At 46.3% G+C, this 18756-nt stretch carries 10 protein-coding genes; 5 read left to right on the plus strand and 5 right to left on the minus strand.

The annotated features are described in order from the left end of the window. Positions 1-3: 3 nt before the first annotated feature. From IPM47_01120 to IPM47_01140, 5 genes are all read right to left on the minus strand, one after another. Positions 4-7881, minus strand: coding sequence for an HYR domain-containing protein (locus tag IPM47_01120; GenBank protein ID QQS29582.1), 7878 nt, complete (start codon positions 7879-7881; stop codon positions 4-6). Between the two features lie 431 nt (positions 7882-8312). Next, a complete protein-coding gene (locus IPM47_01125; GenBank protein QQS29583.1) occupies positions 8313-8945 on the minus strand; it encodes a fibronectin type III domain-containing protein in 633 nt (210 codons plus the stop codon). 2361 nt (positions 8946-11306) lie between these two features. Further along, positions 11307-11630: a hypothetical protein gene (locus IPM47_01130; GenBank protein QQS29584.1), complete on the minus strand. Its 324-nt coding sequence runs from the start codon at positions 11628-11630 to the stop codon at positions 11307-11309. Positions 11631-11632: 2 nt separating this feature from the next. Beyond that, positions 11633-12457 (minus strand): hypothetical protein, encoded by an 825-nt coding sequence (locus tag IPM47_01135; GenBank protein ID QQS29585.1) that lies wholly within the window; start codon positions 12455-12457, stop codon positions 11633-11635. A gap of 573 nt (positions 12458-13030) precedes the next feature. Continuing rightward, positions 13031-13201 (minus strand): hypothetical protein, encoded by a 171-nt coding sequence (locus IPM47_01140; GenBank protein ID QQS29586.1) that lies wholly within the window; start codon positions 13199-13201, stop codon positions 13031-13033. A 208-nt stretch (positions 13202-13409) separates the two neighbouring features. On the opposite strand from IPM47_01140, the gene IPM47_01145 reads away from it, so the two are divergent. The 5 genes from IPM47_01145 (at position 13410) to atpH (ending at position 18713) form a co-directional block, all read left to right on the plus strand. After that, entirely contained in the window at positions 13410-15485 is a 2076-nt protein-coding gene (locus IPM47_01145; protein QQS29587.1) for a hypothetical protein, read from the plus strand. A gap of 354 nt (positions 15486-15839) precedes the next feature. Further along, positions 15840-17105, plus strand: coding sequence for a F0F1 ATP synthase subunit A (gene atpB / locus IPM47_01150; protein ID QQS29588.1), 1266 nt, complete (start codon positions 15840-15842; stop codon positions 17103-17105). A gap of 35 nt (positions 17106-17140) precedes the next feature. Continuing rightward, on the plus strand, positions 17141-17404 hold the full coding sequence (gene atpE / locus IPM47_01155; protein QQS29589.1) for an ATP synthase F0 subunit C: 264 nt from the start codon (positions 17141-17143) through the stop codon (positions 17402-17404). A gap of 109 nt (positions 17405-17513) precedes the next feature. Then, the gene (gene atpF, locus IPM47_01160) at positions 17514-18026 is read left to right on the plus strand and encodes a F0F1 ATP synthase subunit B (protein ID QQS29590.1); all 513 of its coding nucleotides are present in this window, start codon (positions 17514-17516) and stop codon (positions 18024-18026) included. A gap of 129 nt (positions 18027-18155) precedes the next feature. Then, positions 18156-18713 (plus strand): ATP synthase F1 subunit delta, encoded by a 558-nt coding sequence (atpH, locus tag IPM47_01165; protein ID QQS29591.1) that lies wholly within the window; start codon positions 18156-18158, stop codon positions 18711-18713. Positions 18714-18756 lie beyond the last annotated feature (43 nt).

Raw genomic sequence — 18756 nt, forward strand, 5'->3', positions numbered from 1 at the left:
CGGTTACCGCAGGCGCAAAGCAGGTGCAGTCGCCAATGCGATACAGGCTACCGTGGAACTACCTCCGCCCGGAACTGTAAAGTCTTCCCGCTCGATGGTATAGGTATAAACCCAGTCGTGAGTATTTAACTCACAGTCGGTATAGGTAAAGGTATAGGTACGTGTGCCTTCACAGCCGTCATAAGTACCCCCCATTGCCGGACCGGTTGGATTGAGTGGGGTGCCGCAGTTGTCGGTTACCGCAGGCGCAGCAGGTGCAATCGCCATTGTGATACAGGCAACGGTTGTGCCGTCATTGGCCGGCATGGTAAAGTCTTCCCGCTCAACATTGTAGGTGAAAACCCAATTATGAGAGTTATTATCACAATCCACATAAGTATAGGTATAGGTGCGGGTTCCTTCGCAAGCCGGTTTAGCACTGATGACCGGAGGTCCCGTTGGGGTAAGCAGATTGCCGCAAAAATCGGTTACTACGGGCAAAGCGGGAGCTGTATCGGTTGCATCGGGACAGCTTACCGTGGTCATAGAATTGGCCGGCATGGTGAAGTCTTGTGCTACAACGGTATAAATATAAGACCAATCGTGGTTGTAGCCCGCACAATCCGTATAGGTATAAGTATAGATGATCGTGCCTTCACAGCCGTCGTAATCCCCGCTCATTACCGGTCCGGCAGGAGTAAGGGCAATTCCACAGTCTGAATCCACATCGGGTAAGGGAGGAGTTACTGCATCAGCCTCGCAAGCCACCGTTTTAGAGCCGTTTGGCGGAACTGTAAAGTCCTGAGGAACAACCGTATAGGTGAACAACCAATCATGTGTGTTTAACTCACAATCAGTATAAGTATAAGTGTAAATAATCGTTCCTCCACAACCGGCGTAAGTTCCGCTCATTGCGGGTCCGGTGGGGGTAAGGGCAGTCCCGCAATTGTCGGTAACTGTGGGTAAAGTGGGTGGTACGGCATCGGAACCGCAGTCAACGGTTAAACTTCCGTTAGTCGGTACGCTGAAATCTAAACGCTCTATGGTATAGGTATGCGTCCAATCGGCCGTTGTCGTGCCGTCGCAGGCGGTGTAGCGGTATGTCCAGACTATCGTTCCTTCGCAGGAAACGGGGTCCGGCGTTTGGATAGCACCTATCAGCGCCGCACTTACCGTCCGTCCGCAGGCATCCGTAATATTGGCCGGTGCGCCCGGATTGGTTGCATTAGCCGGGCAACTTACCGTGGAGGTTGTGCTTGTTGGTGGGGTTAACCCGCCACTGTAGTCTATCGTATAGGTATGTGTCCAATCGGCCGTTGTCGTGCCGTCGCAGGCAGTGTAGCGGTATGTCCAGACTATTGTTCCCTCGCAGGTAACGGGGTCCGGCGTTTGGATAGCATCTATCAGCGTCGCACTTACCGTCCGTCCGCAGGCATCCGTAATATTGGCCGGTGCGCCCGGATTGGTTGCATTAGCAGGGCAACTCACCGTTGAGGTGGTATTTACCGGAGGCGTTAACCCGCCACTGTAATCTATCGTATAAGTATGTGTCCAATCGGCCGTTGTCGTGCCGTCGCAGGCGGTGTAGCGGTATGTCCAGACTATCGTTCCCTCGCAGGTAACGGGGTCCGGCGTTTGGGTAGCACCTATCAGCGTCGCACTTACCGTCCGTCCGCAGGCATCCGTAATATTGGCCGGTGCTCCCGGATTGGTTGCATTAGCCGGGCAACTTACCGTTGAGGTGGTATTTGCCGGAGGCGTTAACCCGCCACTATAGTCTATCGTATAGGTATGTGTCCAATCGGCGGTTGTTGTGCCGTCGCAGGCGGTGTAGCGGTATGTCCAGACTATCGTTCCTTCGCAGGTAACGGGATCCGGCGTTTGGGTAGCACCTATCAGCGTCGCACTTACCGTCCGTCCGCAGGCATCCGTAATATTGGCCGGTGCGCCCGGATTGACCGCATTTGCCGGACAACTCACCGTAGAGGTGGTATTTGCCGGAGGCGTTAACCCGCCACTGTAATCTATCGTATAGGTATGCGTCCAATCGGCGGTTGTTGTTCCGTCGCAGGCGGTGTAGCGATAAGTCCAGACTATTGTTCCCTCGCAGGTAACGGGGTCCGGCGTTTGGGTAGCGCCTATCAGAGTCGCACTTACCATCCGTCCGCAGGCATCCGTAATATTGGCCGGTGCGCCCGGATTGGTTGCATTTGCCGGGCAACTTACCGTTGAGGTGGTATTTGCCGGAGGCGTTAACCCGCCACTGTAGTCTATCGTATAGGTATGTGTCCAATCGGCGGTAGTTGTGCCATCGCAGGCGGTGTAGCGATAAGTCCAGACTATTGTTCCCTCGCAGGTAACGGGGTTGGGCGTATGGGTAGCGCCTATCAGCGTCGCACTTACCGTCCGCCCGCAGGCATCCGTAATATTGGCCGGTGCTCCAGGATTGACCGCATTAGCAGGGCAGCTCACCGTTGAGGTGGTATTTGCCGGAGGCGTTAACCCGCCACTGTAGTCTATCGTATAGGTATGTGTCCAATCGGCAGTTGTCGTGCCGTCGCAGGCAGTGTAGCGGTATGTCCAGACTATTGTTCCCTCGCAGGTAACGGGGTTGGGCGTATGGGTAGCACCTATCAGCGTCGCACTTACCGTCCGTCCGCAGGCATCCGTAATATTGGCCGGTGCTCCAGGATTGACCGCATTGGCAGGGCAACTCACCGTTGAGGTGGTATTTGCCGGAGGCGTTAGCCCGCCACTGTAGTCTATCGTATAGGTATGTGTCCAATCGGCGGTAGTTGTGCCGTCGCAGGCGGTGTAGCGGTATGTCCAGACTATTGTTCCCTCGCAGGTTACGGGGTCCGGCGTATGGATAGCACCTATCAGCGTCGCACTTACCGTCCGTCCGCAGGCATCCGTAATATTAGCCGGTGCGCCAGGGTTGACCGCATTGGCAGGACAACTCACCGTTGAGGTGGTATTTGCCGGAGGCGTTAACCCGCCACTGTAGTCTATCGTATAGGTATGTGTCCAATCGGCGGTAGTTGTGCCGTCGCAGGCGGTGTAGCGGTATGTCCAGACTATCGTTCCTTCGCAGGTAACGGGGTTGGGCACCTGAACTGAACCAATTAATACCGGACTCACCGTGCGTCCGCAGGCATCCGTAATATTGGCCGGTGCTCCCGGATTGACCGCAGCCCCGGGGCAACTTACCGTAGAGATGGTATTTGCCGGAGGTGTTAACCCGCCGGTGTAGTCAATCGTATAGGTATAAACCCAGTTGTGTGAAAAGCCCGCACAATCGGTCAGGGTATAGGTATAAGTACGGGTTCCTTCGCAAGCGGGTTTTACACTGACCACCGGTGCAGAAGGGGTAAGGGTTTCCCCGCAGTTGTCTGTAAATGTAGGAAGTGTTGGAGGGGTGTCGGTCTGATTGGGGCAAGATACGGTTGAACCTCCGGGAGCAGGAGGGGTAAAATCTTCATACACCACATAATAAGTAAAGTTCCATTCGGCTTCGTTGCCGACACAATCGGAATATAGATAGGTGAGGGTTCGTTCTCCTTCACAGACAGGTTTCGCGGTTGCGTTCTGTAAGACGGGTGTAAGCGGATTTCCACAGTTGTCGAAAACATCCGGGAATGGCGGATTATTGTCTGTATCGTCCGGACAGGCGACCGTCATACTATCGTCTGAGGGGCCAAAAAACGAGTCGTAAATAACCGTATAAGTAAAGACCCAGTTTTGTGAGTTTCCTTCACAATCGGTATAAGTATAGGTATAAGTGCGATCTCCTTCGCAAACCGGAATCGGGCTGATCACCGGTGCTGAGGGGGTCAGCACATTTCCGCAATGATCGGTAACAGTGGGCAGTGTGGGTGGGGTGTCGGTTTCGTAAGGACAGGCAACATCTGCCGTTCCATTGGGAGTTGAAATGGTAAAGGGTAGCCTTTCTATGGTGTAGGTATAGGTCCAATAAGACACATTGCTTGCCCCGTCCGTATAGGAAAAGGTATAAACGCGGATGCCTTCGCAGGTAAACGAGGAAGGCGAATTCACCGTACTAAATAAAACCCCTGAAATGGTGCCGTTACAATTATCCAATGCTATCGGTGCAGAAGGCAAAGTTGCATTGGCAGGACAAGGCACGGTGCTTGAACCGTTGGAACCCTGTACAACAGGTGCCTGATTATCGGTAACCGTTACCGTAAAGCTACAGGTAGCCGTGTTGCCGCTTCCGTCTGTAACCCTGAACTGATTGAGCGTAACGCCCAAGGGGAAAGTACCGGCACTGCCGATGCCCTGAAGTTGGTCAACACTTGCCACCGAACAGTTGTCGGATGTGGTTACGGAGTAAACAACCACTGCCGAACATACCCCCGGCGTGGTATTGACCGAAATCGGCGCAGGACAGGTGATGGTTGGCAATGTGGTATCTGATACCACTACCGTTACCGAAGCGCAGGTAGTAGGCGCACAAACTGAACCTGAATAATTGACAAAATAGGTGGTGGTTACGGCTGGAGGTGGAATTGACACTGTTGCGCCCGTTGCAATGACCGGCCCTGATGCACATCCGCCTGAATACCATCTGACCAAAGCACCGGCACCCACAAAACCACCAAAGGCAGCGAGGTTGATATTGGCCACCGCATTGGGGCATATTGTGATGGTCGGTTGTCCGTTGACCGTAGCGCTTGTCGGTGGGGTCGAATTTCCGTGTACGGTAATGGTTACCGTATTGGTTAACTGTGCCGAACAACTGTATGGTGCTGCCGTAGTGGCCCATATATTAAAGGTATGCGGAGAACCCAAAACCGTTAATGCCGATGCCGGCACATTGATGACTTTTGGCCCTGTTCCCGGTCCGCTCACCACCGCACCAACAACCGGACTGTTGTCGGAACGCCTCAACTGATAGGTAACATCTGTCTGAGAGGGGTTAATGGTAACGGTGGTGCCGCTGCCTTCGCAAACGGTGGACGCTCCGGCACTGACCGGCAATGTAATGTTTGGCAACGCACCTACATTGACAATGGTGTTTTGATCACTGCCAAAACATCCGTTTGCCACCGGAGTGATGGTAAACACGCTCGCATGATTGATACCGGTGGCATTAGTCAGCGGGATGGCGATGGTGCCGGTGTTGCCGTTCTGAAAGGTCAGACCCGAAACGTTTCCGTTGGTTCTTGTCCAGTTGAAGGTAGTTCCCGACACGCTGGAGGTCAGGGTGATATTGGTACTCTCTCCCGTACAGATATGGGTATCGTTGTTAGTAACGGTCATATCGGGAGTTGGGTTGACCACCACCGATACCTGCACCGGTGTGCCCGGACATCCATCGGCTTTGGGGGTAATGGTAAACACCACCGTTTGAGGAACAAAGGTCGTATTGGTCAGGGTCTCAATAATAGGACCCGATACGTTGTTTTCCGAAAAATCGCCCGTTACGTTGATGGTATTGTTCCTGCTCCAGTCGAATAATGTGCCGCCCACATTTGCCGGCAAAGGGCTGAGCGTTATGTTGGCATTTTGGCCGGAACAGATGGTGGGATTGTTGTTGACCGTCGTTACGGTCGGAACGGGTTTGATGGTTACCGTACCTGTAACGATAGGACCCGGGCAGGAATTGGCAGTAGTGGCATTGATGGGCGTAACCGTTACCGTATAAACGCCCGACACCGTACCGGTTAAGGAGATGTTATTATTGGTCGAACTGCCCGAAAGCTGAGTCGGCAACGACCATGAATAGGTCGTGACATTGGTGACATCATTAACGGTGGACAAAACCGACCCGCCCGGACAAAAACTCTGCGGGTCAATCGAGCCGCCCGATGGCAGAGGATAGACCGTTACAGATTGCGTAGCACTTGCCGAACAGGTATTGGCAGCCGTTACTGTTACCGTGTAACTGCCATGATTTGCGTTTGTGGCATTGGTGATGACTATCGGGTTGGAACCGTTTGGCCCGCCCGGAGTAGTCCAGTTATAAGTATATCCGCCTCCCGCACCGGTAGCAGATGCGGTCAGGGTGATGGGGGTGTTGGCACAGAGCAGCCCGTCGTTGGCGATGCCCGAATTTTCGTTGCTGATGGCAATAGACGGAACCGGCAGGGGATTGACGGTTACGGTAAGGGTAAAGGGAGTACCCGGACAACCAAGATTGGAGGTGGGTGTTACTGTATAGGTAGCCGTACCTCCTGAGGTGGTAGTTAATGTTCCGGTAATGCTTGCAGCACCCGAACCCGGGGCACCACCCGAAAAGCCGCTGCCCGATGGAGCTGACCAACTATAAGTCGCTGATAATGATGGTGTGTTACTAAATTGTACTCCGCTACACACATTAAGGGCTTGGTTGGAAATACTTGGCAAAGCATTGACTATAACAGTTGCAGTAGAACTAGTAGCTGTATTACAGCCCGCTCCACTACGGGTTACCACACAATAATAATAATAAGTACCCGCCGCTAAACTGGTGAGAGGAGTAACGGTATTGGAATTTCCGCCTACAGCAGTACCACCTGAAGTTAAGCCTGTCTGATTGTAAAACCATTGGTAGGTAAGTGCACCCGTACCGCCACTTGTCGTTACCGTCAAATTGGTGCTTGGCGCATTTTGACATACCGTTTGAGTGGCCGGTGTGGGATTGGTAACTGTGGGGTCTGCAACTACATTGACTGTTATAATATTTGTATAAAGCGGACCGCAACCGGCTCCTGTCTGAGATACCACACAAAAGTAATAAGTCGTACCTGTTGACGAAGTAGGCGGGGTAAAGCTGGTAGTATTTGCGCCATTAAAATTCCCCAAATTGAGACTTCCGCTATAATCACCATTTGCATCTGAATACCATTGATAACTTATCGTTCCTGTCCCTCCGGTTGCTGCAACGGTAAGCGGCGTTATAATCGCTCCTACACAAACGTCCCCTGAAAGTGGCGTTGGTTGGGTAGAGATGGTGGGGTCGTTAACAACTGTTACCGCCGCAGTTGAAGCTGCAGCCTTACAATTGTAAGTATCTGTTATTGTTACTGTGAAAGTCTGAGACGGAATAGCTGAGTTTAAAATGGGATTTTGTATTGTAGTATTATTTAAACCATAACCTGTCGGCCATGAATAAGTATAACTTCCTGAACCACCAGAAGGATTCGAGGTAAGGTTACCTCCTGTACACATAGTTGTTGGCGAAGTTGGAGTTACGGTTACAGATGGTAATGAATATCTCGAATACCATGGACCCGGAACAATTGAAGTGTTTAATGTAAATCCATCTTGAGTCTTTATTACATCGTACAAATCAAGAATTGGCACGTTAGATCTCGCACCGGTACCACCAGATAAATAGTAATCACCAGCTATCGAACTGGCTGTTATTTGCATATAGACATCTGAGTTTTGATCTAAAGGAATCGCAATGATATCGTTGCTTAAAGTAACAGGTAATGGAGTATCGTCTCTGTTAGCACTTCCGTCAACACAAAAGTCAATCCTCAATGTAATACTTGACAATGTAAAGTTATTAATTAAAGATCCTCCGTTATAAGCATTAATATTAATAGGGTTATGTGTGAAAACTACTAAACCTTGAGAAAGAATTGATGATCCGGCTTGATAAATCCAACCATTGGTAGGCGTAGCTGTAGAAATTGTACCAAAAGCCATTCCGCCAAAGTTAATCGTTGGAAATCCCCATCCATAACAAGCTGACGAGGCGCCTTTATTAATATCGAATTTCAACATGGCAGCTTTCCCTATGTTATTAAAAGTTGTATTTGTAGCACCGGGGGTACCGATTAAACCCAATGAACTTACTGGAAAAGTTGCATGAGTTACAGTTTGCGCCTGAGCCAAAAAGGAAGATAGGGTAGCAATAATAAGAGTAGCAAGGAGTAATATATTTTTCATAAAATCGGAGTTTTTAAAGGAAGTTGAAGGGTATTGACACAAAGCAGACATCCCCTGAAAACAAGAGGTGTCCTTAGGTTGAGGTCGGGATTTAATGTTCAGTGATGAGACAAAAGAGGAAAATTGGATTAAGGAAATGAGCAAAATTAAAAAGCGCAGATGCGCTGATTAAATGGTAAAATTAAATTCAGAATAGAAATTTCCAAAAAATTTCAAAAGGAAAGAGAAAATTTCGGTAAAATTAAACATGTTTCTGCACACAGAAGCACTTATATAGGTATTTTTTGAAAACGAGTGGACATTTTTTACTTTTGGCTGACCGGAACCGGTCTAACGGGACATTTGCAGGGAAAGATGTCATAAAAAACCCACCTGCGGGTGAGGCAGGTGGGTGGAAAGGGTTGCGCAAATAGCTTCCGTTCACCGATTTGCTAACGGACGAATTCGAAGAAAGCGGGGTCGCTCCAGTTGCTGACTCCCCGGTTGTTGATGCAGCGCACCTGCACCCAGACCGTTACGCCGGGAGTTAGTCCGGAAATCGTCATTTTAGTTGGTGAGAGAAATACGGGAAGGTTGGTCCAGCGGGCTTCGGGTCCGAAACTGTCGGTGGTAAACCGGAGTTCATACACATCGGCCGTATTGACCACGTCCACTTTTGCTTTGATAGTTCCTGAAACGATTCCGTCAGAAAGGCGGAGGTTGGTCGGTGCATCGGGCACGGGCCGTGGAGGATAAGGTCCGTTGTAGATGTCGAAACCGGAACTGAGAATCACTGCTTCGTCGTTGTTGCTGATGTTTTCCACATAAGAGGCGAGCAACCGGAGTTGGGCGGTGAGCAGGGCGCGCTGTTGCCGTTTGATGGCGGTCAGGGTTTTACCCCCGTCGGCAGCATTGACACAAGCGGTGATAAAGTTGTCGAGCAAGGTAGTTACACTTGCTAAGGTAGGGCTGGGCGTTGCGAAATTCGGGTTGCCCGTCATCATTCCGATAATGCGCTGAACCAACAAAATCAGCAAGGCATCGGCGAGCCTGTAAAACGCCAGATAAATTTTAAATTTGATCATAGCAAATTAAAATTTGGGGGTGAAAAAAAATTGTTTATGTCTATTTGCAAATAGATTTATGTTTTAGATGACTATTGGTTGATATTGACAACATTTTTAGCCATTTGCCACTATAAACGACAACTCCGACTAAATAGTTCGCCGGAGTTGCTATTTTTTTCAAAATTTTTGCTAATTTTTTTGGCGTATCTTATTTTGTTGGGCTTGGCGATGTTTGGGGGGGAATTTTTTTTTTTGGAGGGGGAGGAATTTGTGTTTTGTTGTTGATACCACTTCGCTATCTAAAAGAACCCACCCTTAGCCCCTCCTCGGAGTTAATCTTGCAGGGGTTTGGTTGGTGTGCCGACTTTTGCCGGAATTGAGGATGCTTCGGAGTACCGGTGCTTTATTGCTTTATTCCCGGCAATTATTAATCGCAGAGGTTCGCAGAGGCAGCACAGAGAACCACAGAGTATATTATTTTTCTCTATGCAAAAATCTTCGGGAGAAAAACCTCTACAAGATTAGCACTTGAGGGGGGCAGGGGGTGTCGGGTTAGGGGCGGGTTCTTTTAGATAGTGAAGTGGTATAACCTTATTACCTTAGTAAAATATATAACAAGTAAACTCACAAAACTTATTACTTTATAAAAATGAAAGCATAAAAAGGGGATGTATGCACTTCTGACAATAAGGTAATAAGGTTTTTTTTGAGTGTGTAATTAGTTGGTTACTAAGGTAATAAAGTGGTGGTGAAAACAAACTACTCGGTTTGTCACCTAAAGGAGGGCAGACTTTTTCAATTATTCTTAACAACCTAAGTCAACTCTTTAAGTCATCCACAGACATTTAATACCAGCTCTAATTTAATTTTGATCCATCAATTACTGACGTAGGTCTTTAAATTCCCCTCCTATCCCACTTGAGTTAATCTTGCAGGGGTTTGGTTGGTGTTCCGACTTTTGCCTGAATTGAGGGTGTTTCGGAGTACCGGTGCTTTATTGCTTTATTCCCGGCAATTATTAATCGCAGAGGTTCGCAGAGGCAGCACAGAGAACCACAGAGTATATTATTTTTCTCTGTGTAAAAATTCCTGGGAGAAAAACCTCTACAAGATTAGCCTCGGAGGGGAATTTGCGCTGTTGTTTTTGTTGTCGGCAATTTGTTTTTGGGGGTATTGGTAATTGTAGGAAAAACCCACCCCTTGCCTCCTGAGAGGGGAATTTGCGCTGTTGTTGTTATTTGTGTCGGCAATATGCTTTTGGGGGCATTGGTAATATCAGGAAGAACCCACCTCTAACTCCTCCGAGGTTAATCTTGCAGGGGTTTGGTTGGTGTTCCGACTTTTGCCTGAATTGAGGGTGTTTCGGAGTACCGGTGCTTTATTGCTTTATTCCCGGCGATTATTTTATCACAGAGGTTCGCGGAGGCAGCACAGAGAACCACAGAGTATATTATTTTTCTCTGTGCAAAAATCTTCGGGAGAAAAACCTCTACAAGATTAGCACTTGAGGGGGGCAGGGGGTGTCGGGTTAGGGGCGGGTTCTTTTAGATAGTGAAGTGGTATAACCTTATTACCTTAGTAAAATATATAACAAGTAAACTCACAAACCTTATTACCTAATAAAAATGAAAGCATAAAAAAGGGATGTATGCACTTCGGACAATAAGGTAATAAGGTGGTGGTGAAAACAAACTACTCGGTTTGTCACCTAAAGGAGGGCAGACTTTTTCAATTATTCTTAACAACCTAAGTCAACTCTTTAAGTCATCCACAGACATTTAATACCAGCTCTAATTTAATTTTGATCCATCAATTACTGACGTAGGTCTTTAAATTCCCCTCCTATCCCACTTGAGTTAATCTTGCAGGGGTTTGGTTGGTGTGCCGGCTTTTGCCGGAATTGAGGATGCTTCGGAGTACCGGTGCTTTATTGCTTTATTCCCGGCAATTATTAATCGCAGAGGTTCGCAGAGGCAGCACAGAGAACCACAGAGTATATTATTTTTCTCTGTGTAAAAATCTTCGGGAGAAAAACCTCTACAAGATTAGCCTCGGAGGGGAATTTGCGCTGTTGTTTTTGTTGTCGGCAATTTGTTTTTGGGGGTATTGGTAATTGTAGGAAAAACCCACCCCTTGCCTCCTGAGAGGGGAATTTGCGCTGTTGTTGTTATTTGTGTCGGCAATATGCTTTTGGGGGCATTGGTAATGGTAGGAAAAGCCCACCCTTAGCCCCTCCCGAGTTGGGAATTTGCGCTGTCGTTGTTGGTGTCGGTAATTTGCTTTTGGGGGTATTGGTAATTGTAGGAAAAACCCACCTTTTGCCTCCTGAGAGGGGAATTTTTGCTTTTGTTGTTGGTGTACAAACAAACAACTCAAACTTTACTCAGGGGTATTGTCGTGAGAGGGATCAGTATATGGTCGTACAATTCCTTTTTCTTCCAAAATTTGAAAGTATTCTTTTTCAGAAAGGGGGCATTTTGCTAAATCAATAAATTCTGATTTGGTCAATTTGCATTGACGCGACATTTGTAAAATAAGGTGATCGCCTAAGTCTTTTTCTCCGTGGCTAATTTTGGTATAGAGTACCAACTTATCATTTTGATATAATTCGAGGTATTTATGGTCATTACTTCTATTGGGTGCATCAACAAAACCTTTGCTTTTGAGGCTTTTATACGTTTTTGTAGCATCAAGTACCGCCATAATTATTCAACTGATTTTACTAAAGTTTGCAGCATTCTTTTTATGTTTAGGATGCGTTCGCTAAGATTTTCGTCCTTTAATTGGTTGTACCGCGTATAAATATGGTCAAATTCCTGGTTAAAGCTTGCTTTTGCTTCGTCTATGGTTAAGCCTGTACCGGTTATATCGAGCATTTCGTTGGTGATTACATAGTAATTTTCTTCTTTTTCTAAATCACACATTAAAGGAGTGTTTAAAATATATTTAACGTTATCTGTTTCAATGATAGTTGGTGCATAGGAAAGAGGTGGATTTACTGATTCTTCTTTTGGGATTATAAGTTCGAGTTTGGTTTTTAAAAGCTGTTTTAATTGATATAAAGGAACTATTTTTTCATTATCTATAAAACTTACAATGTTTACAGGACTTTTGCCAAATGAAGTTGAAAATTCATAAAAATACTTAACAATACTATATCTTTTTTTTTCGTCCGGGTAGAATGTTTTTATTTTTTCGTATTCACCTTTTGAAAATATTATTACTAAATCTTCAAACTTTTTATTAACTATATGCCGTTTAAGATGAATGTCGTCTGTATCCGCTTGTTCAACAATTGGGGCAAATACAAATTCAGAAACTGCCCTATCCGATCTATATCTTGACAGTTCAATTTTAAAATCTTTTAAGTCTATTGCCGAAGATTCGGAAATATCAGCTAAAGCAATCTTTTCGATAAGTACTTGTAAGTTTTCAGCAATCTTTTCGAGGCGCTCAATTCGAAAGGTGCTGTTTTTACCAATTTCACCTTTTACTTCAAAACTTACACCCTCTTCAAAATTTAAAGCCATTTCTTTTTTAAATTTTTTAATGCAATTTTAAATAAATAAACGCAAAAAAGCTACTAAATAGTTGCAGAATTCACAAATTTAAAGGTTTATTTGAACCCCTCATTATGTTTTGTGCCGTTGGTTGTATCCTCACAAAGAACCCCAATATGCCTGTGAGGGACTAAGAACCCACCCCTTGCCACACCCAAGAGGGGAATTTGTGCTTGTGTCGTTGTTGGTGTCTTCTCAAACAACAATAAGATCATTTCCGACCTATGCAAAAGGCTACTTCACCCCTGCAATGACTCATTGTACCCCTGCAATAACTCAAAGCACACCTGCCATACAACATTGCACCCCTGCAACAAACCTATGAATCCCTGCATTGACGCATTGTACCCCTGCATTAACTCATTGCATACCTGCTAAGCATCATTGCACCCCTGCTACAAACCGTTGCACCTCTGCCCTGACTTACTGAGCACCTGCATCAACGCGATGTACCCCTGCATTGCCTCATTGCACCCCTGCAACAATCCTATGCACCCCTGCATTGGTGTAGAATCAACCGTATTTTTTACCCAAAATCCTGACTTATAGTCCGTATTGTCTTTTTCTAATTCCAAAAGGAGGAAAAGTATGAATTCCTGCATTGACACCATGATGTGGAAATGTTGAAGGGGTGTTATCTTTGTCGTTCATTTCGGATTGGAATGTCCGGATATTTTTTTCAGCCAAACCGGTAATGTGTTGTATCTTGCCCATCGTTTGGCGGTGAAAATGCAGGCAGCCCGGTACCGGTAACAGGGGACAGGGGGTTGTTGGGGAAGCCGGAAACAGGAGTGCCGGAAAAAAACGGCAGGTTTAATCAATAAAAACTAACCAAATTAGCTAAGCATCGGATATTTTTAAAGCGTGCAGCAATTTGTGTTTGGTTATTACGGTACATTCACAGAAAAACTTGCTTCGGCAAATGAGCATTAACCCAATCTTCACCCATACGTCCGGCCTCAGACTTGCTGTTATTACAGGATTATTTTGGGCAGTAACCGGATGTCTGTTTCAACAGTTTGCGGTTGGTCAGATACTCAAGCGCGATACCATCAGAGCGGATCTGCGGCATACAGAAATTTTTTTTACAAAAGACCGGTACGATTTCGGCAACCGCCAACTGCCTGATACCTCTTTGTTTGAATTTCCTTTTTACAATCCTTTGCAAAGCGCAAACAGGATGGCGCGTCAGATTGGCAATGTGGGGCAGGCCTTTCAGTCGTCCGAGTTTGAGTACGACAAAAAGATGGGATTTCATCTTGGTTTCCGGCAATTTGAGCGGTATGCCTATTCGCGCGATTCGGTGCGTTTTTATGCCGGCAACTATCCTTATGCGCAGATAAAATATACCATAGGCGGTCTGGAAGAACAAAGCGCGACCATCACCTTTGCACAGGCACTGGGATCCAACCTGCGCTATTTGGTGGACTACAGGATGGTCAGCAGCCCGGGAGCTTTCAAAAGGCAGCGCGCCAATCATCAAAACCTGAGCAGCTCAATTTGGTTTGAGTCGCCCAACAAAAGATACAACGCTATCGGAGTTTTTATAAATAACGCCGCTACCGTGCAGCAAAACGGGGGGGTATTGCCTGAGCAACTGCGTTTGGGCGATACGGTCAATGTGATTTTGGACGAACTCCTTTTGCCGCGTACCAATGTGGTCAATGTCCGGTTGGCCAATGCAGAAAACAAACAGCGTAGCCGGGAGATGTTGCTGCAACAGACATACGACCTGATTTCCAGATCCGGCACAATTCCCCAGGATTCGGTTCAAACAGATTCTGCCGGCGGGATGAACACTTCCCTGAAAGCAGGTCATGCCTTTAGTGTCAGCAAGTTCAAAAATCTGTATCAGGACAACAGCCCGCCTCAACAAGGGTTTTACCCCGATTTTTTTATCAGTCGCACAAAAACCGCCGACTCCATCAGCAGCAGAACCTGGAAAAACGAACTGTTTGTGTCGTGGATGGCCGGAAAAAAACGCGCCAATACAACAGAAGGGGATCAATCCCATACCATGCGGGCGGGATTTACACACGAAATCATCGAAATCAACCGGTTTACAGGACAAGATACCCTGCCGATTCAGCAAATCAATATCGGACCCGTCAGTTATACCACCCAAAGGGACACCATTTTCACAGTTACCCAAGACCAGCCAAAACTCAACAGCGGAACGCTGAATTTTGTGGTGCACAGCAGCCCGAAATCAAACCGTTTCCGCTATCATGTTGCGGCACAGTATGCCCTGTTTGGATTTAATGCAGGCGACTTGTATGCCGAAGCCAATTTGCAGTTGCTTTGGTCCGAAAAGGTAGGCGGAATCCGGGGCAAGGCAATTACCTCCCGACTAACCCCCGATTATATTCAGGACTTTTATTTTTCCAACCACTACCGATGGAACAACGATTTTAACAAAATCAATGCCCTGCAGTTGGAAGTTGCCTATTTTAACCCGAAACATAAATTAGAGTTGTCTTATGTGGCCCATACTTTTGCCGGTTTTATCTTCTGGAATGAGCAGGCAATCCCGCAACAACTTTCAGAAGCCATCAATATCAGCCGTTTTTCCCTGCAAAATCAACTGCGGTGGCGAAATTTTTACCTGTACAACCGGATGGGGCTACAACTGAGCAGCACAGACAAGGTTAAATTGCCTTTATATTGGGCACAATCCCTGTTTTACTGGCAACAACCGATGTTTAAAAATGCACTGTTGGCGCAGTTGGGTTTCCTGTTTAACATACAAACCGACTTTTTCACCAATGCCTATATGCCTGCAACCGGTCAATTTCATCTTCAAACCACAGATGTGGTCATGGCCTATCCCCTGCTCGAGGTTTATGGTGCATTTAAAATAAAAAGGGTGCGGCTCTATGTCAAAATGGAGCATCTGCATCAGGGACTGTTTAAGGACAAAAGCTACTTCACCTCGCCCACCTATCCCGGAATTGATCGTGTGTTCCGGTTTGGTGCCTCGTGGATGTTTTACGATTAGCCGCAAAAAAACTGCGTTGATTCAATATATATACCTCAGCATTTTGGGCTAATGCGGCAGCATAGGTTGTTTATGGGTAACCAAGGCAAGAACTATGAACAGTTACAGGGTTAAATGCCAAAAGTTTCCCCCTTTTTCCTAAGCATATCTTTTGATTTGTGCAGGGCAGTTGCACTTAATTCGTTGGCATTTATCCGTTGTCAATTTTTAATTCTCAATCACCCGCCCCGATTTTGGCCGGCAATTTCAGGTTCTGTTTCCGAAACTTTGAAACCTTAGCTTTTTTTTCAAAAAAACAACCCTATCGAACAGTTAAATTACTATCTTTGCGGCGAAATTAAAAGATAATTAACAGTGGGAAATAATATTTTGGCCGGACGAGTGGTAAAATTTTTCATTATTGCGCTAATTATTGTCTTTAAAGGCTTGATTTTGCAAGCCCAGACGCACGACCATAGTCATGACGGACATGACCACAGCCAACACGACCATAGCCACGAAGGGCACGACCACAGCCATGGCACGACCCCTGCCGGCACCAACGCCCCCACCCCTGCCGGACATCCCGCAACCCTTGCAGCAGACGGCCATCACGAAGGAGAGCAGAAATTGGACGTGGGTAAACTGATTATCGGCCACGTAACCGATGCCAACGAATTTCATGTTGCCGGCAAGTTTGCCATCCCCCTGCCCTGCATCGTCTATAACAAACATCAGGGTTTTGAAATTTTCATGTCTAATGTGTTCCACCACGGACACAATTCCTATAACGGCTATGTTTTAGACCACGGTGTGCTGAAATATGTGGACGACCCGAATTTTCCCAAAACCGGATCGAATGAGATTAATGCCATCCACGATGGCAAAGTGAGTTATCGCGGGGTAGAATTTACCGCAAGCCGCGCTTCATTTTATGATTTTTCCATCACCAAAGTGGTATTTACCATGATGTTGGCCGTGGGTTTGATGCTTTGGTTGTTTATCGGCATTGCCCGTTCCTACAAAACCAATATGGTTCCCAAAGGGCTTCAGTCCTTTTTTGAGCCGATTATCATATTCATCAGAGATGAAGTCGCCAAACCAAACCTGGGACATAAATACGAAAAATACATGCCCTACCTGCTGACCGTATTCTTTTTTATCTGGATCAGCAATATGATAGGGTTAATTCCATTTTTTCCGGGCAGCGGCAATGTGATGGGCAATATTGCGGTTACAGCCACTCTGGCCTTGTTTACCTTTATTCTGACCAATACTGCCGGAAACAAACATTACTGGGGTCATATTTTCAACCCTCCCGGAACTCCGTTTCCAATTAACCTGATTATCATACTCATCGAATTTTTGTCGGTGTTTATCAAGCCATTCGCCTTGATGATACGTTTGTTTGCCAATATTACGGCAGGGCATATCATCATTCTCAGTTTGGTGAGCATCATTTTTATATTCGCCGAATTTGCCGGAAATGCAGCAGGATTTGGAGTGAGCATATTTGCAAGTCTGTTCATTTTGTTTATGAACGCTTTGGAGTTGTTGGTAGCCGCATTACAGGCCTATATTTTTACGATGTTGTCGGCTGTTTTTATCGGACAAGCGATTGAAGAGCCACATCACCATTAAACAGATTTTTCTATAAACCCACAAATATTTTATTTATGGAACTTTTAGGACTTATTTTACTTCAAGCCGCCGGCGTTACCGGTAAAATTGCCGCTTTAGGTGGTGGTATCGGTGCAGGTTTGGCAGCCTTAGGTGCCGGTGTTGGTGTAGGCCGCATCGGTGGAAGCGCAGTTGAAGCAATTGCACGTCAGCCCGAAGCTGTTGGTGATATTCGCGCCAACATGATTTTGGCTGCAGCTTTGGTCGAAGGGGTAGCGCTCTTTGCCGTAGTTGTTTGCTTGCTAACACTTTTCTTCTAAAAAGTATTGAACCGTAAAACTGTTCCCCGAGCGGATGGCGAGGGGGCAGTTTTTCTTGCACGTTTACCCATTAATTTGTTAACTCACTATTGTAATCATAGCAATTTCCATGCTTATACTCCTTTCATCAGCTTTAATGACTCCCGATCTCGGGCTGATCTTCTGGACAACGATTCTGTTTTTAGCATTGTGGTATTTTTTGGGCAAATTTGCCTGGAAACCCCTCATCGGCGCACTAAAAGAGCGCGAAGGCAGCATTGAGAACTCTCTGAAACAAGCCGAAAAAACCCGTCAGGAAATGGCCGAACTCAAATCTACTCACGAGCAATTGCTCATTGAGGCAAAAGAAGAGCGCGCCCAAATTATTAAAGAAGCCAAAGAAATTAAAGACTCCATCATTGCCGAAGCCAAAGAAAAGGCCAAAGCCGAGGCAAAAAAAGTGGTGGAAGATGCCGCTTTGGAAATTCATAACCAAAAAATGGCAGCCATTACCGAGGTTAAAAACCTGATTGGCAACTCGGCCATTGAACTGGCTACCAAAGTGCTTCGCAGAGAATTGAACGACCCAAAGGCACAGGAAAACTTTGTTGTACAGGAATTAAATAACATCAAACTCAATTAAACCGCCGCCTTTGCGGGGCATGACTCTGCCGTTTTTTACCCAAAATGTCTGTATGATGGTAAACAACCGGAAATATGCCCGCAACACAAAAGGCCGAACCATTGATTTCAACAAACCAACACTTCCGCTATGTCTGCTACACGATTAGCATCCCGATACGCAAAATCTTTGTTAGACCTTGCTCTTGAAAACAACAAATTAGAGCAGGTTTACGATGATGTGCTTGAGTTTGACAAAGCCCTTCATAGCCGCGACTTGCTTTTGATGCTGAAAAGCCCCATTATTAAATCGGATAAAAAGCTGGCCATCATCAAAGAAATCTTTAAAGACCATTTTGAGCCCATTACTTCGGGTTTTATCAACCTCGTTATCACCAAACACCGCGAGTTTTACCTGCCCGAAGTCATTTCCTCGTTCAAAGAACTGTACAAAGAGCTGAAACAAATCGCAACCGCCAATTTAGTAACGGCAGTTCCGGTGAATGAACAGCTTTTGGAACAGGTCAGAGAAATTGTACTCAGCCATTCGGGTAAAAAATGGGTCGAAATTACCACAAGCATAGACCCTTCCATTTTAGGAGGATTTGTGCTGACTTTTGACGACAAACAATACGATTGCAGCATCGCCAATAAGATGTTCGATTTCAAAAAAGAATTCAAGGAAAACAAATACATCCGTCAGTTCTAATTTCACTGAAGGTTGCATGATGCTGAATCAGACGCAACTGTTA

The sequence above is a fragment of the Sphingobacteriales bacterium genome, assembly GCA_016700115.1.
Classification (GTDB): domain Bacteria; phylum Bacteroidota; class Bacteroidia; order Chitinophagales; family UBA2359; genus UBA2359.